The sequence below is a fragment of the Pseudomonas acericola (SeqCode) genome (assembly GCF_053456465.1).
The window spans coordinates 801,534-826,433 of sequence record NZ_JBRFJB010000002.1; the positions used below are offsets into that span (position 1 = coordinate 801,534).

Here is a 24,900-nt window from a genome sequence, read left to right on the forward strand (position 1 = left end):
GAAAACGTTAGATTCCAAATACGAAGAAATCTAGCAGAACGTTGTCGTAAGCTTTGATGTCAACGTGATGGATTTTTTCTGCAAAGTGAGTTTGAAATTCAACAGTATGATGACGCTCCCCACCCGTGGTTACTTTTGGGTATTCTATTGTGTGCAGTAGTTTTCCGGTGATGGTGAAAAAACTTATCTGGCACAGTTCGTATTGATAGCAACATGCAAATTTTACGTGTCTGACAGCCACGGCGGGCGTAATTTGCTGAAGACTCAAGGCCGGCACGCCACCGAGGGAAGTAGACGTCCAGTAAACCATCCCTTCGCACATCCCAGGGACTGTGTTACCTGCATTGCCTGTAATCTGACCGTTTATAGTTCCGCCTTTATGGAATATTTCCATAACACCTGGGATGGTGTATTTGCTTCCCGGGGTAATAACGGTGGTTGGCCTTCCGGTAAAATCTTCCGTAAATGTTGTTAATGTTTTATTTATTACGATGTATTCTGGCGAGGATGCCAGCTTGTAGGCAGTCGCGAAATCGTTTGTGCCATCCAATGAAACCCAAACGTCAATTTTGAGTGCTGATCCGTCTGTAAGTGACAGTGAATATTCACTGGGGATAGGCGTGTTGATTTGCTTGGCATTGAACTCTTCAAGACTTACGGGTGTTCCGTTACGTAATGTGCGGTCCGAACTTCCATCCGACTTGATCCACACCGCTTGCCCACTTTTCATAAATGAATATCCCATTACGTTTACGCGGTTGTGGAGAAGCGTATCGATCATGTTTTCGACGGCCTCTGGTACCGTTACCAGCGTCATGGACGAGTCGGGAAGTCGTTCAACAGTCAAGTCAAGGACTTTGGACGGATAAGTATTAAGATTTCTCGTCACCTGATAGTCCACCTTTACCCCAAGGCCCAGGTTGGCAGCGGCGGCGGTATTGGAAAGTTGGAAGTCAACATAGCCTAGGCTGGCATTCCCCTGTTTTTCGGCGATGTTTGGGCTACCCAATCCAGCCTTACCTAGAAACCGCGGTTTGATCCAATCACTATTGAGCATTGGTGTATAGGAAACCCGCAACGTCATCAGCGGTGGGTTCAATACGTTCTGTGGATTCAGCGTGGCAGTGGAGGGCGTGAGTAGGGTGCTTTCCAAGATTTTTGGAACCCCCAAATCCGGTGCACTGCCAATCTTCATATCAACCTGATGCGAATACCGTGTCTGCGCATTCAACCGTTCACGGGTGTAGTAGATACGCATCGCCGTATTGCGTATGACGTTCGCGCGGAGCAGCGTGAACAACAGTATGCGTCCTTCCCAAAAGCTGGTGATAGGGAAGGGCGGTATTATTGGCGTACCGCCCGGTCCATTGCCCAGGGCATAAAGCTTGACAGTATCCCCGTCCCTGATGTCGGCATCTGGCAGAACGCGTACGTTGGCATTGCCCAGTGATACCGCTGGATCAAACTGATAGCCCGGCTCAGGCGCCTCCAGTACAAGGGGTTCACGCAAGGACGCCGCGGGCTGGCCGACGTTGTACAGCGTACTTTGGGACGGCCGCAGCCCATGTTCGTTTTCGACCAGGCAATAGATCTCCAGCGTGCCACCTTCAAGTTTGGCGATGTCGCCGTTGGGGCCGTTGGGGATGAAAAAAAGCACGTCTCCCTCTCCGGCAATATTGTCATATTCACGGTAAAAGGGGTTTCCATTGGCATAGGTGCCGAGGAGGATAAGCGTCACCAGGTCGAAGTAATTCTGGCCGGCGTACCCCGGGAATATCACGTTGAAAAACAGCTCCTGAGGGTTGAGAACCTTGTCGATAGTCTCGATAACGTACGGCGGCAGCAGGCCTACAGGCAGCTCTGTGCCGATCACGTCGATTATATTGCTGCGCGAGTTGCGATCCGGCACACCGCTGCGGATTCGTTTGTAGCGCAGTTGAAAGCGCCCGCCGATCAGCGCTTTGACATCGGCATTGGGCACCGCAATGGTGATGTAAAACGCTGTGGTGGAGGTCAGTGGGGGGGAGTCGTAGGTCGTGACAAGGGGTTCGCCACCGACTGTACGGCCATTGACAATGACCTTGATGATGTCGCCAATCTGATAGCCGTTACCGTTGATGAAAATGAACGCATGTGCATCGCCAATCAAAGTGTCATGGTTCAGGACGTTGTCCGGCGCTTCCTGGATAAAAGCGATAGGCAGCAGCGGCTCGGCACCGTCGTCCAGTTGCACGTCAATGATTTGCGCGGGTGACCAGCCATCGGAATGGTTGCCCGCTTCATCGACCACCTCGTACTCACACACATGGGAGCCGGTGCCGATGGCTGTCCATACGCTTGTGTTGACCATGATGACGATATCTGCCGTGCCAGCCGCTTCTCCTTCCGTGACCCTGTGCTCAACAATCTTGCCACCGATGCTCAGGCGAATACGGTCACGAACCTTACGGTAGGTGGTGGCAGGTTGCGAAGTGTTGACGGGGTAGTATTTGATCGTGACGGGTATGGGCGTACCGATATCGCCCTGGCTTACGCCAAAATCAATGAGATGTTGGGGGAATATTGGCTTGTGCAGGTTTTCATTCTGCAAGGTACTGGCGACTGGATTAATGCCGGCGGGAGGTGCCGTGTCAATTATCAGGTTCAGCCGCTGAGTCTCTGCAGTACCGCCACCAGCCCGGGTGACTTCTATGAACACCGGGTTGGCAGGTCCATCAACGAGTCGGCTGGGTGGTACATACATCGGAAGTAGGCGGTCGTTGTCGATGTCGTCTTGAGAAACGGTGTAAGTGGCGACGGGGTTGACAGTGTCCTTGAAAAACAATTTCAGCACGTCGAATTCAGCCCTGTCCAGATAAGGCAGCAACAGCAGCAGCAGGCCTTTCTCCTTGTGGACCTCTACGGCTGCCTTATTGATTGCGCCATCGAAGCTGACGTAGGGCGTTGTGCTGTTTGGGATGTAGAGCGGCAAATCGGCGAAAGGGACCGAGTTGAAGTCGTCGGGCGTTCTGGGTCGGTTTCCGTTTTGTCGTGGGACCATAAAGCGGGGGTTCAAGGTGACAGGTACGGCTGTGTCTGGGGCGAGTTCGTTGGCCTGCAGTGATTCGGGAGCTGGGTGCTCGTTGCCGTTTTTCATGATCGAAGACCTTTGCTGATAGTAAGAGACACGATCTCTACGTCCTAGGTACAGATAAGGCAGTAGCTGCAAAGAGATGTAACGCCCGGTTGGTCTGGCGACTAGCTGTGAGAAATGACAGTGCCGATGAGCGGTAGTGGCCCAGGACGGGCCACTTGAAACAGAGGGGGGCAGAGCTAACGGTTCCAACGCCTGAACAACGGCTCCGCCAAAAACAACACAAACAACAACCGCATTACCTGCATCGCCGTCACCAACGGCACCGACAGTTGCAGGGTTTCGGCCGTGAGGCTCATCTCGGCTATACCGCCGGGCATCATGCCCAATGTCAGCGAGCGCAAGTCCAGGTGGGTCAGGGCACTCAGGCCCACCGCGGCCAACGTCGCCAACGCCATGGTCAGTGCCGTACCGATCAAGGTGCGCCCCATGAACGACGGCGCCCGGCGAAAGAACTGACGGTTGAAGTGGCAACCCAAACCACTGCCGATCAACCACTGGCCGATCTGGCTGCCGCCATCGGGCAAGCCGATATGCAAATCCCACACGACACTGGCCGTCGCACTCACCAGCAACGGCCCGAACAACCACGGGTTCGGCTGACGCAAGCGCTGCCAGCCCCAGGCCACCAACGCGCCAAGCGGAAACAACGCCAACAGCCAAGGCCAGCTCACCGGCGCCGGATGAAACTGCGGCGCGCCGCCCTCAAGCACATACTTGAAGATCGCCGGTACACACAGCACCACCACCAACACCCGCAGACTCTGCCCCGCTGCGACGCGGCTGAGCACCGCGCCATTGCGTGCGCCGAGGTTGACCATCTCGCCGGAACCGCCCGGCATGCTGGAGAAAAACGCGGTGGCGCGGTCTTCACCGCTGCGTCGCATCAGCCACACGCCGACCACGCTGGAAAGACTGGTGACCAGCGCGCCGAAGAAGATCAGCCCGAAGTGGCTCATCACCTGCTCGATCACCACGGGAGTGAAGTGCAGGCCGATGCCGATCCCCACTACCCATTGGCCGCATTTGCGCCCGCCGGGAATCTCCGCCAACTGCCACGGCGTGAGGCACCGCACGAGGATGATCGCCAGCAACGAGCCGACCATGTACGGCAAAGGCCAGCCGACAAGGCTGGCCAGGTAACCGCCGGCCAGGCCGACCAGCGGTGTTCCCCACCAATGCTTAAAGGTGACCTCAGACATCGGCCACGGCACGACGCTGCAGGGCACGTTTGCGGTAGATACGCACCAGCGGGAAGGCCAGCATCAGCGCAGTCAAAACCCACACCCCAAAGGTGATCGGGCTCGACCAGAGGATGTCCAGCGCACCGTTGGAAATCGACAGCGCCCGGCGCAGGTTCTGCTCCATCAGGCCGCCGAGGATAAAGCCCAGCAGCACCGGCGACAGCGGGAAGTCGAGCTTGCGCAGGATGTAGCCGAAGATGCCGATGCCGACCATCAGGAACAGGTCGAAGGTGGTGGCGTGAACCGCGTACACACCAATCGCGGTGATGATGGCGATCACTGGCACCAGCGCCCAGTTCGGCACGGCAAGGATGCGCGTGAAGATGCGGATCATCGGGATGTTGAGGATCACCAGCATGATGTTGGCGATAAACAACGAGGCGATCAGGCCCCAGACGATATCTGGCTGCTGTTGGAACAGCAGCGGGCCGGGGGTGATGTTGTACAGCGACAGCGCGCCGATCATCACCGCTGTGGTGCCCGAGCCGGGTACGCCGAGGGTCAGCATTGGCACCAGGGCGCCGCAGGCGGAAGCGCCAATCGCGGTTTCCGGGGCGGCGAGGCCGCGCATGTCGCCCTGGCCGAATTTACCGCTGGCACCGGCCAGGCGTTTCTCGGTCATGTAGGCAACGGCCGAGGCCAAGGTGGCGCCGGCGCCGGGCAACACGCCCATGATGAAACCGAGCAGGCCGCAGCGGATATTCACCACGAAGACCGCAGACGCTTCCTTCAGGTTGAACATCATGCGTCCGGTGGCTTTCACGGCTTCCTGGCCACGGTGGGTTTTTTCCAGGAGCAACAGGATCTCGCTGATGGAGAACAGGCCCAGCACCAACACGACAAACTGGATGCCGTCGGTGAGGTGGATGTTGTCGCCGGTAAAGCGGTACACGCCGCTGTTGGCGTCGATGCCGACCGCCGAGAGGAACAGGCCGATCAGCGCCGCGACAAAGGTCTTCAACGGCTTGTCACCGGCCATGCCGCCCAGGCAGACAATCGCGAACACCATCAGGACGAAATATTCCGCCGGGCCGAAGGCAATCGCCCATTTGGCCAGCAGCGGCGCAAACAGCACCATGCCGCAGGTGGCGATAAACGCACCGATGAACGAACTCCACGCCGACAACGACAGCGCCACACCGGCCAGGCCTTTGCGGGCCATCGGGTAACCGTCGAGGGTGGTCATCACGGTGGAGGCTTCGCCCGGAATGTTCAGCAGGATCGAGCTGATCCGGCCGCCGTATTCGCAGCCCAGGTACACGGCTGCCAGCAGGATCAGCGCCGATTCCGGCGGCAGGCCCAGGGCGAACGCGATGGGGATCAACAACGCCACGCCGTTGATCGGGCCCAGGCCCGGCAACAGGCCGACCACGGTGCCGATCAGGGTGCCGCACAACGCGGTCACCAGGTTGTACGGGGACAGTGCAACGCCGAAGCCCTGGCCCAAGTAGCCGAAAGTATCCATATCAGTTCTCCAGAACGTCGAGCAGGCCCAGGGGCAGCGGTACATCCATGGCTTTATCGAACAGCAGGTACAGGCCGATGGCCATGAGGCTGACGATCACCACGCTCGGCAACCAGCGGCCGCCATACAGGCGCGCCATGGGAATGCCGATCAGCATGCTGCTGAGGATGAAGCCCAGGGACTCGAAGGTGCCGGCGAACACGATCAACAGGCCGACACAGATGCCGATCTTGATCAGGGTTTCGCGGTCCAGCGCGGGTTCTTCTTCGGTGTGCTTGGTCGGCTGTGGGCGGATGATCATGTAGATCAGGCCCAGGCTCATCAGCCCGAGCATCAGCAGCGGGTAGGCACGCGGCCCGACCGGCTCGTAGGAAAACGCGGCCTGATACGGCCACGCCATCAGCGCGAGACCGGCACAGACCAGCAGCATGATGCTGGCGAAAATGCGTTGTAAAAGCATAGGAAACTCCTAGGCCGCTTTTGTGGGAGCGGGCAAGGTCAATTAAGGGCGGACGCAGTACCTGTGGCGAGGGAGCTTGCTCCCGCTGGACTGCGCAGCAGTCCCATTGTTGGGGCCGCTTCGCGACCCAGCGGGAGCAAGCTCCCTCGCCACAGGTTACGGTTTGCTCTTTCTAGCTCTTAACTGACTGGCATTAGGGCAAGCCCACAGAGGGCGATTACTGGATCAGGCCGAACTCTTTGGCCAGCACTTTGTAGTCAGCCACTTGTTTCTTCACGTAGGTGTCCAGCTCCGGGCCGGTCATGGCGAACGGGAACAGCTCGCGCTGGTCACGCAGCTTGGCGAACTCGTCGGAGGCCAGCAGCTTGTCGAACGCGTCTTTCCACCAGGCGTAGTCGGCGTCGCTGACTTTTGGCCCGAGGTAGAAGCCACGTACAACGGGCCAGACGATGTCGTAGCCTTGCTCTTTGGCGGTCGGAATATTCTTCATTTCCGGCTCGTCCAGGCGCTCTTCGGAGAACACCGCCAGCAGGCGCATGTCACCGCTGAGGATGTGTGGCATGGAGTCGGAGATGTCGGTACTGCCCACCTGGATGTGGCCGCCGAGCAGGGCGGTGGCGATTTCGCCGCCGCCTTCGAGGGCTACATAACGCAGCTCGCGCGGGTTGATCCCGGCGGCCTTGGCGATCAGTGCGGTTTGCATCCAGTCCTGGCTGCCGACGGTACCGCCGGAACCGATCACCACGCTGCCTGGATCTTTCTTCAAGGCTTTGACCAGATCGTCCAAGGTCTTGTAGGGCGAATCACTTTTCACCGCGATGGCACCGTAGCTGGTGCCGACCGCTGCCAACCAGCGCACGGCGCTTTCATCGAAGCGGCCGAACTTGCCCTGGGCCAGGTTCAACAGCGAACCGCTGGACCACGCCACCAAGGTGCCGGCATCCGCCGGGCGCTGGGCGACCACGGCGTTGTAGGCCACCGCGCCGACGCCGCCGGGCATGTAGGTCACGCGCATCGGCTTGCTCAGCAACTTCTCGTTGACCAGCGCGCTTTGCGCCAGCTTGCAGGTCAGGTCAAAACCACCGCCGGGGGAGGCCGGGGCGATACATTCCGGGCGCTTGGGTTCTTCGGCGGCTAGCAGTTGGCCGGCGAACAGTACGCAGCCGGCGGCGAGGGCCAATTTACGCAGTGAAAGGGTCATGTTTTATCTCCGTCTTTGTTGTTATGGGTGGCTACTTACCAAAGTGCGACGCTGTAGCTGACCAGCACGCGCATTTCATCCGCATCACGGGCTGAGTAGTTGGAGCGGTAGGTGGCATTGCGCAGGCGCACGGCCACGTCCTTGAAGGTGCCGCTTTGCACCACGTACTTGATCTCGCTGTTGCGTTCCCACTCTTTACCGGTGTCGCCGTTCTTGAGCTTGATGTTGTCACCGGAGATGTAACGGCTCATGAAGCTCAGGCCGGGAATGCCCAGTTTGACGAAATCGAAGTCGTAGCGCGCCTGCCAGGAGCGTTCTTCGGCGCCGGCAAAGTCGTTGATCTGCACGAAGTTGACCAGGTATGGGTCGCTGCCATCCACATACGGAAACGCATTGTCGCCGGACATGTGCTGGTAGCCGGCGCTGAGCTTATGGCCATTGAGGGCATAGCTGAACAGGCCGTTGAGGGATTTGTTGTCGATCTTGCCGCCACGGGCGCTGCCGGTGTCATCGCTGATCGCCAGGCGCAGGTCGGTGGCGAAGGTGCCGGGGCCCATCGGGCGGGCGGCGACCAGGCCGAGGAAGTGCTGGCGGTACACGTCGTCGAGCTGGGCGAAGTGGTAGCTGCCGGTGATCTTGTCGGCGAACTTGTAGTCCACGCCACCGAAGTTGAAGTGCTTGCCGGTGGCGCCGCTGACGAAGCGGCTGTTCTTGTTGTTGAGGGCGATGTCTTCGTAGTTGCTGTCGTCGCGGTCCTTGGCTTTGTCCAGGCGGCCACCGGTGAACACCAGGTTCTTGAATTCCTTGGACGTGATCAGGCCGCCGTTGAAGGTCTGCGGCAGGATGCGCCCGTCGTTGGGCTTGAGAATCGGCAGTTCGGGGGCCAGTGAGCCGATCTTCAGCTCGGTGGCGGAGATCTTCACTTTGCCGGTCAGGCCCAGCTTGGAGTATTCGTTGGCGGCGCGGCCGTCATCGTGGGTCGGCAGCAGGCCGGTGCCGGTGCGGTCGGGGCTGGAGTCGAGCTTGACCCCAAGCATGCCCAGTGCATCCACGCCAAAGCCGACGGTGCCGTCGGTGTAGCCCGATTGCAGGTTGAGCATGAAGCCCTGGGCCCATTCGTCGCGCTTGGATTGCTGCGCGCTGGTGCCGTCGCGAAAGTCGCGGTTGAAGTACATGTTGCGGGTTTCCAGGGTACCGCTACTGTCTTCGAAGAAGGCAGCCTGGCTAAGCGGCGAAAAGCCGGCAAGGGCAGCGGCACTGGCGAGGGCGGTCTGGGTCAGGCGGGAAAAACGCACAGGCGAGAATGCCTGGGGCTGTGTCGACAGCATCGTGGTGTACTCCGTTATTGTTCTTATTTTGACGAAAACGCTTCAAGGCGTTTTTCGGGTGCTGCGGGTCAGGCAGCGCGGTGGGCAGAGACCACCGTGACTGGATGCTAAAGGGCGAAGCTTTCACTAACCTTTCAATGGCCTTTCAATGTTTTCGGGCTTCACAGGGCAGGTTGCGCCTGTAAACTGCCCGCCAAAGCGTGGCGTCGCCCACCCCTGAACGAGGTACAAATCCATGCGTGTCCTGTTGGTTGAAGACCACCTGCAACTCGCCGAAAGTGTCGCCCAGGCGCTCAAGAGCACGGGTTTGACCGTCGACGTGTTGCACGATGGGGTGGCCGCGGACCTGGCCTTGAGCAGCGAGGAGTACGCCGCAGCGATCCTCGATGTGGGCTTGCCGCGCATGGACGGTTTCGAGGTGCTGGCGCGCTTGCGGGCGCGTGGGAAAAATCTGCCGGTGTTGATGCTGACCGCGCGCAGTGACGTGAAAGACCGTGTGCACGGGCTGAATCTCGGTGCTGACGATTACCTGGCCAAACCTTTCGAACTGACTGAACTGGAAGCCCGGGTCAAGGCCCTGCTGCGACGCAGCGTGTTGGGTGGCGAGCGCCAGCAGACGTGCGGGGTGTTGGTCTACGACCTCGACACCCGCCGTTTTACGGTGGGCGGCGAGCTGATGACGTTGACGTCCCGCGAGCAAGCGGTGCTGGAAGCGCTGATTGCGCGTCCGGGTCGGGTCATGAGCAAAGAGCAGTTGGCGTCCCAGGTGTTCGGCCTGGACGAAGAAGCCAGCCCCGATGCCATCGAAATCTACGTGCACCGCCTGCGCAAGAAACTCGACGGCCAACCAATCGCCATCGTGACCTTCCGTGGCCTCGGTTATCTGCTGGAAGCGCGCGATGCATAAACCCAGCAGTCTGCGCTGGCGCCTGCTGTGGAACCTGGCGCTGTTGCTGGTGTTGTTGATGCTCGCCAGCGGCATGAGTGCCTACTGGAACGGGCGCGAGGCGGCCGACACCGCCTACGACCGCACCTTGCTCGCCTCGGCGCGTACCATCGCCGCCGGGTTGACCCAGGTCGATGGCACCCTCAGCGCCAACGTGCCCTATGTGGCGCTGGACACCTTCGCCTACGACAGCGCCGGGCGCATTTACTATCAGGTCAATGACATTGATCAGAAGCTGATTTCCGGCTACGAAAACCTTCCCGGCCCGCCGCCCGGTACGCCGCGCACCGATGATTATCCGGCCTTGGCGCGCTTCTACGACGCCACGTACCTGGGCCAGCCGGTGCGTGTGGTGAGCCTGCTCAAGGCCGTCTCCGAACCGAACATGAACGGCATGGCGGAAATCCGCGTGGCCGAAACCGATGAAGCGCGCGTCAGCATGGCCCGCAGCCTGATGGCCGACACCTTGCTGCGCCTGGGCATGCTCGCGGTGGGCGCCTTGCTGCTGGTGTGGTTTGCCGTGAGCGCGGCGTTGCGCCCGCTGGAGCGCTTGCGCACCGCCGTAGAGGAGCGTCAGCCCGACGACCTGCGGCCGTTGCCGCTGGTGGAAGTGCAGCATGAGTTCGGCCCGCTGGTGCGTTCCCTCAATCACTTTACCGAGCGCCTGCGCGGTCAGTTCGAGCGCCAGGCGCAGTTTATTGCCGACGCCGCCCACGAACTGCGCACGCCGTTGGCTGCGCTGAAGGCCCGGCTCGAACTGGGCCTGCGCGCCGAAGACCCGCCGACCTGGCGCAGCACCCTGGAAAGCGCCGCTCAGGGCACCGATCGCCTGACCCACCTGGCGAATCAACTGTTGTCGTTGGCGCGCATCGAAAACGGCGCGCGAGCGATTGCCGAGGGCGGCGCGCAGTTGCTCGACCTCAGCCAACTGGCGCGGGAACTGGGCATGGCCATGGCGCCCCTGGCCCATGCGCGTGGCGTGGCGTTGGCGTTGGAAGCCGATGAGCCGGTGTGGCTGCGCGGCGAGCCGACGTTGTTGAACGAGCTGTTGAGCAACCTGGTGGACAACGCCCTGGCGCACACGCCACCGGGCGGTAATGTGATCTTGCGGGTCACGGCGCCGGCGGTGTTGGAAGTGGAAGATGATGGCCCGGGCATCCCGCTGGATGAGCGGGACCGGGTGTTCGAGCGCTTCTACCGGCGCAGCCAGCAGGGCCTGGGGTCGGGCCTGGGGCTGGCGATTGTCGGCGAGATCTGCCGCGCGCACCTGGCGCAGATCAGCCTGCACGATGGCGAACGGGCGGGGTTGAAGGTGCGGGTGAGCTTTATCGCCGGTTGATCAGTAGAACATCGAGCGTGCTTCATCCAGCTCGGCGCGCAGGGCTTCGCTGTAGGGGTCGACGCGCAGTTTCTTGAGAGCCGGCAGGGTGGCGGCCGAGACATTCGCCAAGGGATGGTCGGTGCCGCGATAGCAATACAACACGGCGATCTGCACCAGGTCGATGTAGTCGAGGTTGGCGGAGTCACGCTCCATGTCCAGGTATTGGCCGGGCAGGCTGGCCAGCATCTCCGGGAAATCCCAGCCGCGCAGCAGCTTGTCGCCGAGCAGCGGGTGGATGCTGTCGATCACATGGTTGAGCGCCACCGGGTCCGATAGTAGTTCGTAGTGGTCTTCGGCATAGGTCAGGATCGGCAGCACGCCAATCTGATGCACCAGGCCGCCCAGGGCTGCCTGGTCTGGCTTGAGCTGGCTGTGGCTGCGGCACAGCGCATAGCTGACGCCCGCCACTTCGAGGCTGCGGCGCCAGACATCGCGCATCTTCTGTTCGACCGCTTCGGAACGGGCGTGGAAGATCTGTTCCATCACCAGGCCGATGGCCAGGTTGCTGCTGTAGTTGGTGCCCAGCCGGGTGATGGCGGTGTGCAGGTCGGTGACTTCCTGGGTCGCGCGTAACAACGGGCTGTTGACCACTTTGATCAGGCGTGCCGACAGCGCGGTGTCGCGCCCGATCACTTTGCTCAAGTGGCTGATGCTGATTTCCGGGTCTTCAGCGGCCTGACGAATTTGCAGCGCCACTTCCGGTAATGTCGGCAGAACCAGGTCATCGTTATCGATGGCCGTAATCAAAGCCTGTTGGACTTTTTCCGCCAGCTTGTTCATTCATGATCTCTAGGGTGTTGCAAAAAGGTACGGCGACTAACGCTGGATCTCTCGATCACGGTCGAGTGTGTAAGGCAGGTCAAGCAGGTGCAGACCGGGGCCTTCCAGGGTGCCGAGGTGCACATCGCCACTGTCGGCTGCTTCGGCTTGCAACACGGCCAAAAGTTCAACCCCTTGGTCAGCTTTTGCTGCAATCACCACTTCGCCGATCGAGCTGTTATGGCTGGGGGCAAACAGCGGGGTGCCTGGCTCGGGCATCTCGGCGCCGTCGAGGCGCAAGCGGTACAGGCGACGCTTGAGCTTGCCCAGGTACTGCATGCGCGCGACGATTTCCTGGCCGGTGTAGCAGCCTTTCTTGAAGCTGACGCCGCCAACGGCCTGCAGGTTGAGCATCTGCGGGATGAACAGCTCGCGGGTTTGTGGCATGACCTGGCCGATGCCGGCGCGGATCTGGCCCAGCAGCCATTCGTTCAGATCGGTTTCTTTCAGCTGTGCAATCAATTGGCTGCGTACGGCCTCGGCGTGTTCGACGGGCACCCAGAGTTCGGCGCGGCCGGGCGAAACCCGGATGGCGATCAAGTGTTCAGCGCGTGCGACGCTGTCGGTGTCGGCGGGCAGTTCAAGGCCCAGGCCGGTCAGCGCGTGATCCGCGTCCATCAGGCCGAAACGCACCCAGGCGGCGCTTTCGTCGGTGAGTTTGGATTTGGAGAACACTGCGTATTTCTTCAGGTCGGCCAGTTGCGGCTCCAGCAGTTCGCTGGCCATGGCCAGTAACACGCCGTCACCTTGCAGCAGGATGCGGAAGCTCGACTGCATGCGCCCTTTTTGCGTGCAGCGCGCGCCGAGGCTGGCCTGGGTGTCGCTCAGGTAATTGAGGTTGCAGGTCAGTTGCCCTTGCAGGAACTTGGCAGCGTCGGCGCCGCGGACGGCGAGAACGCCTTCGTGGGACAGGGGGCAGAAGAAAGCGGAGTCAGCCATGGGTCATCGCAGGTCAAAAAGTCATGGGTGCATCATAGAGGGGCGCCCGGCAAATGGATAGTTTCCGTATGGGGCGACCAAAGCCGACTGTTCCGGTGCGGCCGGGCCTGTATACTTGCCGCCTATTTGAGGAGCGCTCCATGGTCGAAGATGTAGAAATCAATCGCCTCTACTGGCACAGCCGTCGCGGCATGCTGGAGTTGGACGTGTTGCTGGTGCCTTTCACCAAAGAGGTCTACGCGACGCTCGACAAGGTGGACCGCGACCTCTACGTCCGGCTGCTGACCTGCGAAGACCAGGACATGTTCGGCTGGTTCATGGAACGCGCCGAATCGGAAGATCCTGAGCTGCAGCGCATGGTTCGGATGATTCTGGATCGTGTCCAGCCCAAGTAATACGTTTGAATGCCGCTGGCAGGCCTCACGGCTGTTGCTGGCGGCGTATCTCCTTGCCCAGCTGTTCGCGCTGGGTGCGTTGTTGTCCCTCGACCTGCCTTATTCAAGCCTCGGCGTGCTGGTGTGCGTGGCGCATGCCGCCTGGGTTTTGCCGCGCCATGTGCTGCTGACTCACCGTTCGTCGGTTCGTGGCTTGCGCCGCGATGAAAGCGGCTGGCAGTTGTGGAGCGCCGCGCGTGGTTGGCACGGCGTGCAGTTGCGTCCCGACAGCCTGGCGTTGCCGTTGGTCGTGGTGCTGCGTTATCGCGTGCCGGGGCAGTGGTGGGTGCGTTCGATCTGTGTGCCAGCCGATTCGCAGGCCGCCGATCTGCATCGGCGCCTGCGGGTGCGCTTGAAGTTCAGTCGCCGAAGGTGGCTGGCACCAGGATAGTGTCGCGGGCCTCGGGCAGCAGGTCTGGGTAGTCGAGGGTGTAATGCAGGCCGCGGCTTTCCTTGCGTTCCATGGCCGAGCGAATCATCAGTTCCGCCACTTGCGCCAGGTTGCGCAACTCGATCAGGTCGCGGCTGACTTTATAGTTGCTGTAGAACTCGTCGATCTCATCCAGCAGCAGCCGCACGCGGTGTTGCGCGCGTTGCAGGCGCTTGTTGGTGCGCACGATCCCCACGTAGTCCCACATGAACCGCCTCAGCTCGTCCCAGTTGTGGGCGATGATCACGTCTTCGTCCGAATCGGTGACCTGGCTTGCATCCCAGCGGGGTAGGGCGTCCGGCACGGCGATGCGCGGCAGTTGTTCGAGGATGTCCGCCGCCGCCGAGCGGGCGTAGACGAAGCATTCGAGCAGCGAATTGCTGGCCATGCGGTTGGCGCCGTGCAGGCCGGTGAAGCTGGTTTCGCCAATCGCATACAGGCCCGGCACGTCGGTACGGCCGTGTTGGTCGACCATCACGCCGCCGCAGGTGTAGTGCGCGGCCGGAACCACGGGGATCGGGCCTTTGGTGATGTCGATGTTGAACGTCAGGCAGCGCTCGTAGACGGTCGGGAAGTGTGTCTTGATGAAGGCTTCGGGCTTGTGGCTGATGTCCAGGTACACGCAGTCGATGCCCAGGCGCTTCATTTCATGGTCGATGGCGCGGGCGACGATGTCCCGTGGCGCCAATTCGGCGCGGGGATCGAAGCGTTGCATGAAACGCTCGCCGTTCGGCAGTTTCAGGTGGGCGCCTTCGCCGCGCAGGGCTTCGGTGATCAGGAAGCTCTTGGCCTGCGGGTGATACAGGCAGGTTGGGTGGAACTGGTTGAATTCCAGGTTGGCCACCCGGCAGCCCGAACGCCAGGCCATGGCGATGCCGTCGCCGCAGGCGCCGTCGGGGTTGCTGGTATAGAGGTAGACCTTGGCGGCGCCGCCTGAGGCCAGGATGGTGAAGCGTGCGCCATAAGTGTCGACTTCGCCGCTGGAGCGGTTGAGCACGTAGGCGCCGAGGCAGCGTTCGCCGTCCAGGCCCAGGCGTTTTTCGGTGATCAGGTCGACGGCGACGCGTTGCTCCAGCAGTTCGATGTTGGGGCGTTGGCGGGCTTGTTCGAGCAGGGTCGTGAAAATTGCAGCGCCGGTGGCGTCGGCGGCGTGGATGATGCGACGGTGGCTGTGGCCGCCCTCGCGGGTCAGGTGGAACTCGAAACCGCCATCGTCGCTGCCCGCGTGTTCATCGCGGGTGAACGGCACGCCCTGGTCGATCAGCCATTGGATCGCCTCGCGGCTATGCTCGACGGTGAAGCGCACGGCGTCTTCGTCGCACAGGCCGCCGCCGGCGTTGAGGGTGTCTTCGACGTGGGATTGCACCGTGTCGGTGTCGTCCAGCACGGCGGCAACACCGCCCTGGGCCCAGAATGTCGAGCCGTTGGCCAGGTTGCCTTTGCTCAGTACGGCAATTCGCAGGTGGCTGGGGAGGGTCAGCGCCAGGCTCAAGCCGGCCGCGCCGCTACCGATCACCAGGACATCGTGTTGAAACTGTTGGCTCATTGGAAGGATTCCGCAAAAAGCGATCCAAAGGACTGGCGCAAACAGGACGCCTGGATCGGCGAATCAAAGGGTCACACGGGCCACTAGTATATAGAGGGGGGGAGCGGCACAATAGTCGGGCATTCGTGGCAATGTGAGATTACGGTGCACGGCGTGGGTAAATCGGCCGGTTATTGAAGTGGGAACTTTTTGCATAAGCCCCGACTCAATAGCAGGTTGCCCGAAAGCTGGGAAAACGTTGAGTTTATTGGCCCGTCGGGAGCATTGGACGCGTCAGAAAACCGGCGACAAGATTATTCGCGCAGCCGGCGTTGCCCGTGCTGCGTTTTTCGTGTGTGCCAAATCAGTGCATGCCGGAAACTTGCTTGGAGGGGGAGAACTTTTGCGAAAAGTCCTAGTCTATGTTTGCAAGCCTGATCGTTTAGTTATGCAAGCCTCCTTCAAGTACAACGAGGAGTGTTCATGCTAACCCAGGAAGAGGATCAGCAGCTGGTCGAGCGCGTTCAGCGCGGCGACAAGCGCGCATTTGATCTGCTAGTGCTGAAATACCAGCACAAAATTCTCGGGTTGATCGTGCGGTTTGTGCACGACACCCATGAAGCGCAGGACGTTGCACAGGAAGCCTTTATCAAGGCCTACCGTGCACTCGGTAATTTCCGCGGTGACAGTGCGTTTTACACGTGGCTGTACCGCATCGCCATCAACACGGCGAAGAACTATCTGGTGTCTCGCGGACGCCGTCCACCGGATAGCGATGTTAGTTCAGAAGATGCTGAATTTTACGATGGTGATCACGGCCTCAAAGATCTCGAGTCGCCGGAGCGTGCATTGCTGCGCGACGAGATCGAAGGCACCGTTCATCGCACCATTCAGCAACTGCCAGAAGATTTGCGTACGGCGTTAACTTTACGTGAATTCGACGGTCTGAGTTACGAAGACATTGCGAGCGTCATGCAGTGTCCGGTGGGGACTGTACGGTCACGGATTTTCCGGGCCCGGGAAGCCATCGATAAAGCCTTGCAACCGTTGTTGCAGGAAAACTAAAGACAGCGGCGACAGCCAAGAGAGGAACCGCCATGAGTCGTGATGCCCTGCAGGAATCGCTGTCCGCAGTGATGGATAACGAAGCGGATGAACTGGAACTTCGTCGAGTGCTCAATGCATTTGATGACGCCGAAACCCGTGATACCTGGTCTCGTTACCAAGTCGCTCGGGCGGTGATGCACAAGGATCTTCTAATCCCTCGTCTGGATATTGCTGCGGCCGTTTCTGCCGCTCTGGCTGATGAAGCCGTTCCGGCAAAAGCTGCTCGTGGTCCATGGCGTAGCCTGGGTCGCCTGGCAGTCGCTGCCTCGGTGACCGTTGCTGTATTGGCGGGTGTTCGCCTGTACAACCAGGACGAAATCGCCGGCGCCGAACTGGCCCAGCAGACTCAGCAACCGGTGATGGCTGGACCCCAGGTCAAAGGCCCAGCGGTATTGGCCGGCTACAAGGAAAGCTCTGACACCACCGGCCCGATGGCCAATGGTGTTCTGCAAGGGCAATCCGGCTGGCAAGACCAGCGTCTTCCAGGCTACCTGCGCCAACACGCTCAGGAATCTGCTCTGAAAGGCACTGAAACCGCTCTGCCCTATGCTCGCGCAGCAAGCCTGGAAAACCGCTAATCCGTAAGGAGCTTTATGCGCGCCATACCGCTCCTTACGCTTTTGCTCAGTGGTTGGTTTGCACTCCCCGCCCACGCCGATGAAGCCCAAGACTGGCTGACTCGACTTGGGCGTGCAGAGCAGCAGCAAAGCTTTCAAGGTACGTTCGTCTACGAGCGTAACGGCAGTTTTTCTACCCATGACATCTGGCATCGCGTCCAGGACGGTCAGGTCCGTGAGCGGCTCTTGCAGCTCGATGGCTCTGCCCAGGAAGTCGTGCGGTTGGATGGCCGGACCCAGTGTGTCAGCGGCGCCCTTGTCGCAGGCCTGGGCAGTTCCCGTGATGCTCCATCGCGTGCGCTTGATCCGCAAAAACTCAATGAATTCTATGAACTGGCCGTCATCGGCAAATCCCGCGTGGCCGGTCGTAATGCGGTGATCGTTTCAATCACGCCGCGTGATCAATACCGTTACGGCTTTGAGCTGCACCTGGACCGTGAAACCGCCTTGCCGCTCAAGTCCCTGCTGCTCAATGACCTGGGGCAATTGCTGGAGCGTTTCCAGTTCACGCGCTTGAACACGTCGGCTGTGCCCGAGGATCGTGATTTGCAACCCAGCAGCGAGTGCACGCCCATTGCCGCAGTCAAGGGTAGCGCCCCAGATGTCGCGCCAACCGAGCACTGGCATATGGAATGGTTGCCGCCAGGTTTTCAACTGACCAACAGCAGTGCCCGTACAGACACCCAGACAAAAGCCACAGTCGACAGCCTGATGTATGAAGACGGACTGGCGCGTTTCTCGGTGTTCCTTGAGCCGATCAACGACGCCAGCGTGACTGAGACCCGCACCCAGCTGGGCCCTACGGTTGCTGTCTCCCGTCGCCTGAATACGGTGGATGGCGAGATGATGGTGACGGTTGTTGGCGAAATTCCCATCGGTACCGCCGAACGCATCGCGCTATCCGTGCGCGGTGAAAAAAAGACCGCCGCCCAGCCGTGAGTTGTTAATCCTATGTTCATCCTGAGCTTTCACTGTGAAGCCCATGCCGGGTCGGTTGCCGAGAGCATGAAATGAATGGATCAGCATTTTCACTTGCAAAAATCCCCCATGTTTTTTATAGGTCAGGGCTTGTCGGCCCTGGCCTTGTTTTGTTCGCGGAACAAAAATGTCGGTCGCAGTTTCCGGCGTTTCTTGAACCCTGTCGCTCAACCCTGCTCGTCGTAACGGGAGCTGTATGTCGATACCACGTTTGAAGTCTTACCTATCCATAGTCGCCACGGTATTGGTGCTGGGCCAGGCCTTGCCTGCGCAAGCGGCCGAGCTGCCTGACTTCACCCAATTGGTTGAACAGGCCTCGCCTGCGGTGGTGAACATCAGTACCACGCAGAAACTGCCGGATCGCAAAGTCTCCAACCAGCAGATGCCAGACCTGGAAGGCCTGCCGCCGATGCTGCGCGAGTTCTTCGAGCGCGGCATGCCGCAACAGCGTTCTCCGCGCGGCGGCGGTGGCCAGCGTGAGGCCCAGTCCCTGGGGTCGGGTTTCATCATCTCGCCGGATGGCTACATCCTCACCAACAACCACGTGATTGCCGACGCTGACGAAATCCTCGTGCGCCTGGCCGATCGCAGTGAACTGAAAGCCAAGCTGGTGGGCACTGACCCGCGCTCCGACGTAGCCTTGCTGAAGATCGAAGGCAAAGACCTGCCTGTGCTCAAGCTGGGTAAATCCCAGGACTTGAAAGCCGGGCAGTGGGTTGTCGCGATCGGTTCCCCGTTTGGTTTTGACCACACTGTGACCCAAGGCATCGTCAGCGCCATTGGTCGCAGCCTGCCGAACGAGAACTACGTGCCGTTCATCCAGACCGACGTGCCGATCAACCCGGGCAACTCCGGTGGTCCGCTGTTCAACCTGGCAGGCGAAGTGGTGGGGATCAACTCGCAGATCTACACCCGTTCCGGTGGTTTCATGGGCGTGTCGTTCGCTATCCCGATCGATGTGGCCATGGATGTTTCCAATCAGCTGAAAAGCGGTGGCAAGGTCAGTCGTGGCTGGTTGGGCGTGGTGATCCAGGAAGTGAACAAGGACCTGGCTGAGTCGTTCGGTCTCGACAAACCGGCCGGCGCCCTGGTTGCACAGATCCAGGACGATGGTCCTGCGGCCAAAGGTGGCTTGCAGGTAGGTGACGTGATCTTGACCATGAACGGCCAGCCGATCGTCATGTCGGCGGATCTGCCCCATCTGGTCGGCGCACTCAAGGCCGGCAGCAAGGCGAAGCTGGAAGTGATCCGTGAAGGCAAGCGTCAGAACGTTGAGCTGACAGTCGGTGCCATCCCTGAGGAAGGCGCTACGCTGGATGCACTGGGCAACGCCAAGTCGGGCGCCGAGCGCAGTAGCAACCGCCTGGGTATTGCCGTGGTGGAGCTGACCGACGAGCAGAAAAAGAGCTTCGACCTCAAGAGTGGCGTGGTGATCAAGGAAGTGCAGGACGGTCCTGCTTCCCTGATCGGCCTGCAGCCAGGTGATGTCATCACTCACCTGAACAACCAGGCGATCGACAGCACCAAGCAGTTCACCGACATCGCCAAGGCGCTGCCGAAGAATCGCTCGGTGTCGATGCGTGTGTTGCGTCAGGGACGTGCCAGCTTCATCACCTTCAAGCTGGCCGAGTAATCCGCTAGCCCAATAAAAAGCCCCGCCTTCGGTTAACGAAGGCGGGGCTTTTTTGTGGGCGATGGGTTTAGCTCATCATCCCTTTCACCAGGCGTTCCTGTTCGATCAGCTCACGCTGGCGCGCGTCGATGCGTGACGACAGCGGGAAGTTGCTACCCGCCCTGCGTTTGGCGAAATCCAGCTGTTGAATGGCCTGCTGGAAGTCACCCACCAGTGCGAAGTACTCGGCGCGTGCCTGGTGCAGACCGATGATGTTGCCGGACAGGCCGCGGGTTTCGGCGACCTGATACCAGACATCGGGATCATCGGGGCGGGATTTAAGCAGGCCGTCCAAGGCCTTCTCCGCCTCGGCGGTGCGGTTTTGCTTGAGCAACAGGTCTACCCGGATCTGATTCAGCGGGTAGTTGCCGGGATACTGGGTCAGCATTCGATCGGTACGCTGCTGGGCATCGGGCAGATGGTTGTTGTCGATTTCCAGCTGGATCAGCGCCAGGTTGTAAGTAATGTCGTTCGGCGCCTTGGCAAGCAGCGTCGTCAGGTTCTCCCGCGCTTGTTTGAACTGGGAGCCTTTGATCTGCGCAATGGCCAGGCCGTAGCGCGCCACATCGTTTTTCGGGTTCTCGTCCAATTGCGCCTGGAACCGTTTGGCGGCGAGGCCTGAGGTGTCCTCGTATTGCAACTGCACCCGTGCGCGAATCAGTTGGTAGCGCAGGCTGTCTTCCTTGCCGCCAGGCTTGGCTTGCTCGGCACGGTTGCGGGTGTCGGCGATCCGCGATTCGGTTACCGGGTGCGTCAGCAGGAATTCCGGCGGCTTGGCGTCAAAGCGGTATTGGCGCCCCAAACGTTCGAACATGGACGGCATGGAGCGTGGGTCGTAGCCGGCTTTTTCCAGGTTGAGGATGCCGATGCGGTCTGCCTCTTGCTCGTTCTGGCGCGAAAACCGGCGTTGCTCCTGGATGGCGGCGGCCTGGGTGCCGGCAATCGCGGCAATGCCGGCGTCGCCTGCACCGGCGGCAGCGGCGATGATGCCGCCGAGCAGGGCGGCCATCATCGGGATCTGCATGCGTTGCTGGGCTTCTACGCCGCGTGCGAAGTGGCGTTGCGACAAGTGCGCCAATTCGTGGGCCAGTACCGAGGCGTACTCGCCTTCGGTCTGCGCATTGAGGAACAGGCCGCCGTTGACCCCGACGATCCCGCCAGGTGCGGCAAAGGCGTTGAGCTGCGGGCTGTTGATCAGGATGAACTCCAGGCGCCGGTCATTGACCTGGCTGGTCTCCACCAGTTTGTAGACGCTGGTTTCGACGTAATCCTTGAGCTGCGGGTCGTTGAGCTGTGAGACCTGGCCGCGCAGGTAGGCCAGCCACGCACGGCCCAGTTGGTATTCCTGTTGTGGCGAGACAATGGCAGAACTGGCGTCGCCAAGTGACGGCAGGTCGTCAGCGAAGCCTGGGGAGGCCAGCAGGCAAGCCAGCGTCAGCAGGGTGGGGCGCAAAAAAGTCATGCACAGAGCCTTTCGACAAAGAGCTTACTGTAGCCGGACACTGAGCTTCGGACCAGATATTCTAAGCAGCCCAAACGGATGCCCGGAGTAAAACCATGACCGACGCTGTAGCCTTCGATGCCGAACTTGATGCCAGCGGCCTCAATTGCCCGTTGCCCCTGCTCAAGGCCAAGCTGGAGCTCAATCGATTGGCCAGTGGCGCAGTGCTCAAGGTGATCGCCACGGACGCAGGCTCCCAGCGTGATTTCCGGACGTTTGCCAAGTTGGCCGGTCATACCCTGTTGCACGAAGAAGACGCCGCCGGTGTGTACCGTTACTGGTTACGCAAGGCCTGAAAAATAGCCCCACCACGCCGAGGTTGATTGATGTTCAAAGTGTTACGAGACTGGATTCAGCGCTACTTCTCCGATGAAGAAGCGGTGGTGCTGGCGGTCCTGCTGTTTCTCGCCTTTACGGCGGTGCTCACCTTGGGCGGCATGCTGGCGCCGGTATTGGCGGGGATGGTGCTGGCCTACCTGATGCAGGGCCTGGTCACCACCCTGGAGCGCTTGCGCTTGCCGGGCGGCGCGGCGGTGGGGCTGGTGTTTGCGTTGTTCATGGGGCTGCTGGTGCTGTTTATCGTGGTGGTGCTGCCGTTGCTGTGGCACCAACTGATCACACTCTTCAACGAACTGCCCGGCATGCTCGCCAAGTGGCAGTCGTTGCTGCTGCTGTTGCCGGAGCGTTACCCGCACCTGGTGTCGGATGAGCAAGTGTTGCAGGCCATTGAAGTGGCGCGCGGCGAGATTGGAAAATTCGGGCAATGGGCGCTGACTTTTTCCCTGTCCAGCTTGCCGTTGCTGGTCAACATCATGATCTACCTGGTGCTGGTGCCGATCCTGGTGTTTTTCTTCCTCAAGGATCGCGCCATGATCGGGCGCTGGGTGCGTGGCTACCTGCCGCGCGAACGGGCGTTGATTACTCGCGTTGCTGAGGAAATGAATCGGCAGATCGCCAACTACATCCGTGGCAAGGTCATCGAGATCATTATCTGCGGCGGCGTGACCTACATCGCCTTCATTGCCCTGGACCTGAACTATGCCGCGCTGCTGGCCTTGCTGGTGGGGTTGTCGGTGGTGGTGCCCTATGTCGGCGCCGTGGTGGTGACGGTGCCGGTGACGTTGATCGCGTTGTTCCAGTGGGGCTGGAGCGACCAGTTCATCTACCTGATGGCGGTCTACGGGATTATCCAGACCCTGGACGGCAACGTGCTCGTGCCGCTGCTGTTCTCGGAGGCGGTCAACCTGCACCCGGTAGCGATCATTTGCGCGGTGTTGTTGTTTGGCGGGTTGTGGGGGTTCTGGGGAGTGTTCTTTGCGATTCCCCTGGCGACGCTGTTCAAGGCGGTGCTGGATGCGTGGCCACGACAAGAACCTGTCGTAGCGCCGATGTTGTAGCTGTGTAGCCTTCTGTGGCGAGGGAGCTTGCTCCCGCTGGGCTGCGCAGCGGCCCCAAAAAAGCCGGGAGCGCTTCGCACTCCAGCGGGAGCAAGCTCCCTCGCCACAATTTTATGCCTTGTTCAGTGCCTGCGCCGCCGCCAGAACGGCATCCACATGCCCGGGCACTTTCACACCGCGCCATTCCTGACGCAGCACGCCGTCCTTGTCGATAAGAAATGTGCTGCGGTCCACGCCCAGGTATTCCTTGCCATACAGTTTCTTCAGCTTGATCACATCAAACAGCTGGCAAACCGCTTCGTCCTTGTCGCTGATCAGCTCGAACGGGAATTCCTGCTTGGCCTTGAAGTTCTCGTGGGACTTCACGCTGTCCCGCGACACGCCAAACACTTCGGTGTTGGCCGCCTTGAACGCCGCGTACTGGTCACGGAAACCCTGGCCTTCGGTGGTGCAACCCGGCGTGCTGTCCTTCGGGTAGAAGTAGATCACCACTTGCTTGCCCTTGAGGGCGGCGAGGCTGAAGGTCTGGCCGCTGGTGGCCTGGGCTTCGAAATCAGCTACGGGTGTGTCGATGACAACCGGCATGGAGCGTTCCTTACATTGGGTTCTGTGGGCGCCAAGGTTCGATCAGCGCGTCGAGGTTCAGCGCATCGGCGAAGTCCAGGAACTGATCGCGCAACCAGCTGATCTGCACGCCGGCCGGCAAGGTCACGGTGAAGGTGGCGTTGAGCATGGTGCCGCCGGTTTGTGGCGCCTGGTAGGTGTCGCAGGTCAGGTTCTCCAACTCGACGTTGTGGTCGATAAAGAACTGGCACAGCTCGTTGACGATGTCCGAGCGGTAGGCCGAGCTGACATAGGCCACATAGGGCAGGGCCTGCGGGCGGTTTTCCAGCGCGGCGCTGCGCACCACGTTGACGGTGAAATTGTGTTTCTTGGCCAGGCCAGGCAGGCCGGTTTCGAGGCGCGCCAGGGCGTCCCAGGAACCGGAGATCTGCAAGACCAATGCACTGCACTCGCCGTGGCGGGTCAGGCGGGAGGTCACGACGGCGCAGCGGTTCTCATGGCTGGCGCGGCACAGGACGTTGGTCAGCTCCATGGGGTTGGCGCCGAGGGCACTGATAACAAGGAATTGTTCGCGAACTGTGGGGGTGGACATGCAGCCTTCCTAAAGCGATGAGCGGTCGATACCGCGTGGGCTGTATCGATCAAAGGCTGAAGGGTAGCGAAAAGCGCAGCCAAGGGCTAGGAGGTGGCGTTTTCATTGCGTGAACGGCTGGATTTCGACCCTCTTAAAGGCAGGCTTTGGCCCAATGATGGCATTGCCCGTCGTTTAGTTGCGCCAGAACGCATCCTCAGGCGGTACTTCGCTTGTGCAAGCATCTTGGCGCCAGTACCATTACGGCTCTCTTTTTCCGGCAGGAGCGGTTGCATGATTGCGGGCAGTATGGTGGCACTGGTCACACCCATGGATGCACAAGGTCATCTCGACTGGGACAGCCTGGGCAAACTGGTGGACTTCCACCTGCAAGAAGGCACCAACGCCATTGTGGCCGTCGGCACCACAGGTGAATCGGCCACCCTCGATGTGGAAGAACACATCCAGGTCATCGAATTCGTGGTCAAGCGCGTTGCGGGCCGTATTGCCGTGATCGCCGGTACGGGCGCCAACTCGACGCGTGAAGCGATCGAGCTGACAAAGAACGCCAAGAAGGCCGGCGCCGATGCCTGCCTGCTGGTGACCCCGTACTACAACAAGCCGACCCAGGAAGGCCTCTACCAACACTTCCGCACCATTGCTGAAGCGGTTGATATCCCGCAGATCCTCTACAACGTGCCGGGCCGCACCGCTTGCGACATGCAGGCCGCGACCGTGATCCGCCTGTCCACCGTGCCGAACATCATCGGTATCAAGGAAGCCACTGGCGACCTGCAGCGCGCCAAGGACATCCTGGCCGGCGTGAGCAGCGATTTCCTGCTGTATTCCGGTGACGACGCCACGGCCGTCGAGCTGATCCTGCTGGGCGGCAAGGGCAACATCTCTGTGACCGCCAACGTGGCCCCGCGTGCCATGAGCGAAATGTGCGCCGCCGCCATCGCCGGCGACGCCGTGACCGCGCGTGCGATCCACGAGAAGCTGATGCCGCTCAACAAGACACTGTTTATCGAATCCAACCCTATTCCCGTGAAATGGGCGCTGACTGAAATGGGCCTGATGCCGGACGGTATCCGTCTGCCGCTCACCCGTCTCAGCGAAGCCTGTCACGAACCGCTGCGACAGGCCCTGCGCCAGTCCGGCGTCCTGGTTTAATTGAGGAAGCACTAC

The 24,900-nt window shown here is 60.4% G+C and carries 23 protein-coding genes; 11 read left to right on the plus strand and 12 right to left on the minus strand.

All coding sequences use genetic code 11. The features are described 5' to 3' along the window. Positions 1 to 7: 7 nt before the first annotated feature. The 6 genes from ACU688_RS09780 to ACU688_RS09805 form a co-directional block, all read right to left on the minus strand. Complete coding sequence (locus ACU688_RS09780) at positions 8 to 3,136, minus strand: hypothetical protein (protein WP_448184546.1); 3,129 nt, start codon at positions 3,134 to 3,136, stop codon at positions 8 to 10. 176 nt (positions 3,137 to 3,312) lie between these two features. After that, entirely contained in the window at positions 3,313 to 4,335 is a 1,023-nt protein-coding gene (locus ACU688_RS09785; RefSeq protein ID WP_448184547.1) for an AbrB family transcriptional regulator, read from the minus strand. Continuing rightward, entirely contained in the window at positions 4,328 to 5,842 is a 1,515-nt protein-coding gene (locus ACU688_RS09790) for a tripartite tricarboxylate transporter permease (protein ID WP_065899413.1), read from the minus strand. The genes ACU688_RS09785 and ACU688_RS09790 overlap by 8 nt, the downstream gene beginning before the upstream one ends. 1 nt (position 5,843) lies before the next feature. Then, positions 5,844 to 6,302 (minus strand): tripartite tricarboxylate transporter TctB family protein, encoded by a 459-nt coding sequence (locus ACU688_RS09795; protein WP_448184548.1) that lies wholly within the window; start codon positions 6,300 to 6,302, stop codon positions 5,844 to 5,846. Positions 6,303 to 6,519: 217 nt separating this feature from the next. Further along, on the minus strand, positions 6,520 to 7,503 hold the full coding sequence (locus ACU688_RS09800) for a Bug family tripartite tricarboxylate transporter substrate binding protein (protein ID WP_448184549.1): 984 nt from the start codon (positions 7,501 to 7,503) through the stop codon (positions 6,520 to 6,522). Positions 7,504 to 7,538: 35 nt separating this feature from the next. Next, the gene (locus tag ACU688_RS09805) at positions 7,539 to 8,831 is read right to left on the minus strand and encodes an OprD family porin (RefSeq protein WP_124525851.1); all 1,293 of its coding nucleotides are present in this window, start codon (positions 8,829 to 8,831) and stop codon (positions 7,539 to 7,541) included. Positions 8,832 to 9,066: 235 nt separating this feature from the next. On the opposite strand from ACU688_RS09805, the gene ACU688_RS09810 reads away from it, so the two are divergent. Both ACU688_RS09810 and ACU688_RS09815 read left to right on the plus strand, forming a co-directional pair. Next, positions 9,067 to 9,738: a response regulator gene (locus tag ACU688_RS09810; RefSeq protein WP_017736361.1), complete on the plus strand. Its 672-nt coding sequence runs from the start codon at positions 9,067 to 9,069 to the stop codon at positions 9,736 to 9,738. Further along, the gene (locus ACU688_RS09815) at positions 9,731 to 11,116 is read left to right on the plus strand and encodes a sensor histidine kinase (protein WP_448184550.1); all 1,386 of its coding nucleotides are present in this window, start codon (positions 9,731 to 9,733) and stop codon (positions 11,114 to 11,116) included. Before ACU688_RS09810 ends, ACU688_RS09815 begins: the two co-directional genes overlap by 8 nt. On the opposite strand, the gene ACU688_RS09820 is transcribed toward ACU688_RS09815, so the two are convergent. Then, positions 11,117 to 11,938 carry an HDOD domain-containing protein gene (locus tag ACU688_RS09820; RefSeq protein ID WP_448184551.1) on the minus strand — a complete coding sequence of 274 codons (822 nt, stop codon included), beginning with the start codon at positions 11,936 to 11,938 and terminating at the stop codon, positions 11,117 to 11,119. It lies immediately after the preceding gene. 36 nt (positions 11,939 to 11,974) lie between these two features. After that, entirely contained in the window at positions 11,975 to 12,916 is a 942-nt protein-coding gene (ygfZ, locus tag ACU688_RS09825; protein WP_448184552.1) for a CAF17-like 4Fe-4S cluster assembly/insertion protein YgfZ, read from the minus strand. 140 nt (positions 12,917 to 13,056) lie between these two features. On the opposite strand from ygfZ, the gene ACU688_RS09830 reads away from it, so the two are divergent. Together ACU688_RS09830 and ACU688_RS09835 are read left to right on the plus strand one after the other, a co-directional pair. Next, entirely contained in the window at positions 13,057 to 13,311 is a 255-nt protein-coding gene (locus tag ACU688_RS09830) for an FAD assembly factor SdhE (RefSeq protein WP_017736358.1), read from the plus strand. Further along, positions 13,295 to 13,741, plus strand: coding sequence for a protein YgfX (locus ACU688_RS09835; protein WP_448184553.1), 447 nt, complete (start codon positions 13,295 to 13,297; stop codon positions 13,739 to 13,741). Before ACU688_RS09830 ends, ACU688_RS09835 begins: the two co-directional genes overlap by 17 nt. On the opposite strand, the gene nadB is transcribed toward ACU688_RS09835, so the two are convergent. Beyond that, complete coding sequence (gene nadB, locus ACU688_RS09840) at positions 13,710 to 15,326, minus strand: L-aspartate oxidase (protein WP_448184554.1); 1,617 nt, start codon at positions 15,324 to 15,326, stop codon at positions 13,710 to 13,712. The two genes, ACU688_RS09835 and nadB, sit on opposite strands and share 32 nt — an antisense overlap. Before the next feature lie 462 nt (positions 15,327 to 15,788). Between nadB and rpoE the strand changes: the two genes are divergently transcribed. The 4 genes from rpoE to ACU688_RS09860 all read left to right on the plus strand — a co-directional run bounded on the left by rpoE (position 15,789) and on the right by ACU688_RS09860 (position 19,640). Beyond that, positions 15,789 to 16,370, plus strand: a complete 582-nt coding sequence (rpoE, locus tag ACU688_RS09845) for an RNA polymerase sigma factor RpoE/AlgU (protein WP_003172477.1) — start codon at positions 15,789 to 15,791, stop codon at positions 16,368 to 16,370. 32 nt (positions 16,371 to 16,402) lie between these two features. Then, on the plus strand, positions 16,403 to 16,990 hold the full coding sequence (locus ACU688_RS09850; RefSeq protein WP_016975168.1) for a sigma-E factor negative regulatory protein: 588 nt from the start codon (positions 16,403 to 16,405) through the stop codon (positions 16,988 to 16,990). Between the two features lie 15 nt (positions 16,991 to 17,005). Then, positions 17,006 to 17,968, plus strand: coding sequence for a MucB/RseB C-terminal domain-containing protein (locus ACU688_RS09855; RefSeq protein WP_448184555.1), 963 nt, complete (start codon positions 17,006 to 17,008; stop codon positions 17,966 to 17,968). 235 nt (positions 17,969 to 18,203) lie between these two features. Further along, positions 18,204 to 19,640, plus strand: a complete 1,437-nt coding sequence (locus tag ACU688_RS09860; RefSeq protein WP_124525841.1) for a DegQ family serine endoprotease — start codon at positions 18,204 to 18,206, stop codon at positions 19,638 to 19,640. A gap of 67 nt (positions 19,641 to 19,707) precedes the next feature. On the opposite strand, the gene ACU688_RS09865 is transcribed toward ACU688_RS09860, so the two are convergent. Next, positions 19,708 to 21,141, minus strand: a complete 1,434-nt coding sequence (locus ACU688_RS09865; RefSeq protein ID WP_448184556.1) for a M48 family metalloprotease — start codon at positions 21,139 to 21,141, stop codon at positions 19,708 to 19,710. 95 nt (positions 21,142 to 21,236) lie between these two features. Here ACU688_RS09865 and ACU688_RS09870 point away from each other — a divergent pair, with 95 nt between their 5' ends. Next, on the plus strand, positions 21,237 to 21,476 hold the full coding sequence (locus ACU688_RS09870) for a sulfurtransferase TusA family protein (protein WP_010212198.1): 240 nt from the start codon (positions 21,237 to 21,239) through the stop codon (positions 21,474 to 21,476). A 30-nt stretch (positions 21,477 to 21,506) separates the two neighbouring features. After that, entirely contained in the window at positions 21,507 to 22,577 is a 1,071-nt protein-coding gene (locus tag ACU688_RS09875; RefSeq protein WP_017736334.1) for an AI-2E family transporter, read from the plus strand. A gap of 111 nt (positions 22,578 to 22,688) precedes the next feature. Here ACU688_RS09875 and ACU688_RS09880 read toward each other — a convergent pair whose 3' ends face one another. Together ACU688_RS09880 and ACU688_RS09885 are read right to left on the minus strand one after the other, a co-directional pair. Then, complete coding sequence (locus ACU688_RS09880; RefSeq protein ID WP_124525839.1) at positions 22,689 to 23,162, minus strand: peroxiredoxin; 474 nt, start codon at positions 23,160 to 23,162, stop codon at positions 22,689 to 22,691. 10 nt (positions 23,163 to 23,172) lie between these two features. Further along, a complete protein-coding gene (locus ACU688_RS09885; RefSeq protein ID WP_017137336.1) occupies positions 23,173 to 23,733 on the minus strand; it encodes a glycine cleavage system transcriptional repressor in 561 nt (186 codons plus the stop codon). A 273-nt stretch (positions 23,734 to 24,006) separates the two neighbouring features. Here ACU688_RS09885 and dapA point away from each other — a divergent pair, with 273 nt between their 5' ends. Continuing rightward, positions 24,007 to 24,885, plus strand: a complete 879-nt coding sequence (gene dapA, locus ACU688_RS09890) for a 4-hydroxy-tetrahydrodipicolinate synthase (RefSeq protein ID WP_017736332.1) — start codon at positions 24,007 to 24,009, stop codon at positions 24,883 to 24,885. Positions 24,886 to 24,900 lie beyond the last annotated feature (15 nt).

What these genes read in the sequence shown, in the direction of transcription:
- ACU688_RS09780 (WP_448184546.1), bottom strand. Translation starts at nt 3,136, where the DNA reads ATGAAAAACGGCAACGAGCACCCAGCTCCCGAATCACTGCAGGCCAAC.
- ACU688_RS09785 (WP_448184547.1), bottom strand. Translation starts at nt 4,335, where the DNA reads ATGTCTGAGGTCACCTTTAAGCATTGGTGGGGAACACCGCTGGTCGGC.
- ACU688_RS09790 (WP_065899413.1), bottom strand. Translation starts at nt 5,842, where the DNA reads ATGGATACTTTCGGCTACTTGGGCCAGGGCTTCGGCGTTGCACTGTCC.
- ACU688_RS09795 (WP_448184548.1), bottom strand. Translation starts at nt 6,302, where the DNA reads ATGCTTTTACAACGCATTTTCGCCAGCATCATGCTGCTGGTCTGTGCC.
- ACU688_RS09800 (WP_448184549.1), bottom strand. Translation starts at nt 7,503, where the DNA reads ATGACCCTTTCACTGCGTAAATTGGCCCTCGCCGCCGGCTGCGTACTG.
- ACU688_RS09805 (WP_124525851.1), bottom strand. Translation starts at nt 8,831, where the DNA reads ATGCTGTCGACACAGCCCCAGGCATTCTCGCCTGTGCGTTTTTCCCGC.
- ACU688_RS09810 (WP_017736361.1), top strand. Translation starts at nt 9,067, where the DNA reads ATGCGTGTCCTGTTGGTTGAAGACCACCTGCAACTCGCCGAAAGTGTC.
- ACU688_RS09815 (WP_448184550.1), top strand. Translation starts at nt 9,731, where the DNA reads ATGCATAAACCCAGCAGTCTGCGCTGGCGCCTGCTGTGGAACCTGGCG.
- ACU688_RS09820 (WP_448184551.1), bottom strand. Translation starts at nt 11,938, where the DNA reads ATGAACAAGCTGGCGGAAAAAGTCCAACAGGCTTTGATTACGGCCATC.
- ygfZ (WP_448184552.1), bottom strand. Translation starts at nt 12,916, where the DNA reads ATGGCTGACTCCGCTTTCTTCTGCCCCCTGTCCCACGAAGGCGTTCTC.
- ACU688_RS09830 (WP_017736358.1), top strand. Translation starts at nt 13,057, where the DNA reads ATGGTCGAAGATGTAGAAATCAATCGCCTCTACTGGCACAGCCGTCGC.
- nadB (WP_448184554.1), bottom strand. Translation starts at nt 15,326, where the DNA reads ATGAGCCAACAGTTTCAACACGATGTCCTGGTGATCGGTAGCGGCGCG.
- rpoE (WP_003172477.1), top strand. Translation starts at nt 15,789, where the DNA reads ATGCTAACCCAGGAAGAGGATCAGCAGCTGGTCGAGCGCGTTCAGCGC.
- ACU688_RS09850 (WP_016975168.1), top strand. Translation starts at nt 16,403, where the DNA reads ATGAGTCGTGATGCCCTGCAGGAATCGCTGTCCGCAGTGATGGATAAC.
- ACU688_RS09855 (WP_448184555.1), top strand. Translation starts at nt 17,006, where the DNA reads ATGCGCGCCATACCGCTCCTTACGCTTTTGCTCAGTGGTTGGTTTGCA.
- ACU688_RS09860 (WP_124525841.1), top strand. Translation starts at nt 18,204, where the DNA reads ATGTCGATACCACGTTTGAAGTCTTACCTATCCATAGTCGCCACGGTA.
- ACU688_RS09865 (WP_448184556.1), bottom strand. Translation starts at nt 21,141, where the DNA reads ATGACTTTTTTGCGCCCCACCCTGCTGACGCTGGCTTGCCTGCTGGCC.
- ACU688_RS09870 (WP_010212198.1), top strand. Translation starts at nt 21,237, where the DNA reads ATGACCGACGCTGTAGCCTTCGATGCCGAACTTGATGCCAGCGGCCTC.
- ACU688_RS09875 (WP_017736334.1), top strand. Translation starts at nt 21,507, where the DNA reads ATGTTCAAAGTGTTACGAGACTGGATTCAGCGCTACTTCTCCGATGAA.
- ACU688_RS09880 (WP_124525839.1), bottom strand. Translation starts at nt 23,162, where the DNA reads ATGCCGGTTGTCATCGACACACCCGTAGCTGATTTCGAAGCCCAGGCC.
- ACU688_RS09885 (WP_017137336.1), bottom strand. Translation starts at nt 23,733, where the DNA reads ATGTCCACCCCCACAGTTCGCGAACAATTCCTTGTTATCAGTGCCCTC.
- dapA (WP_017736332.1), top strand. Translation starts at nt 24,007, where the DNA reads ATGATTGCGGGCAGTATGGTGGCACTGGTCACACCCATGGATGCACAA.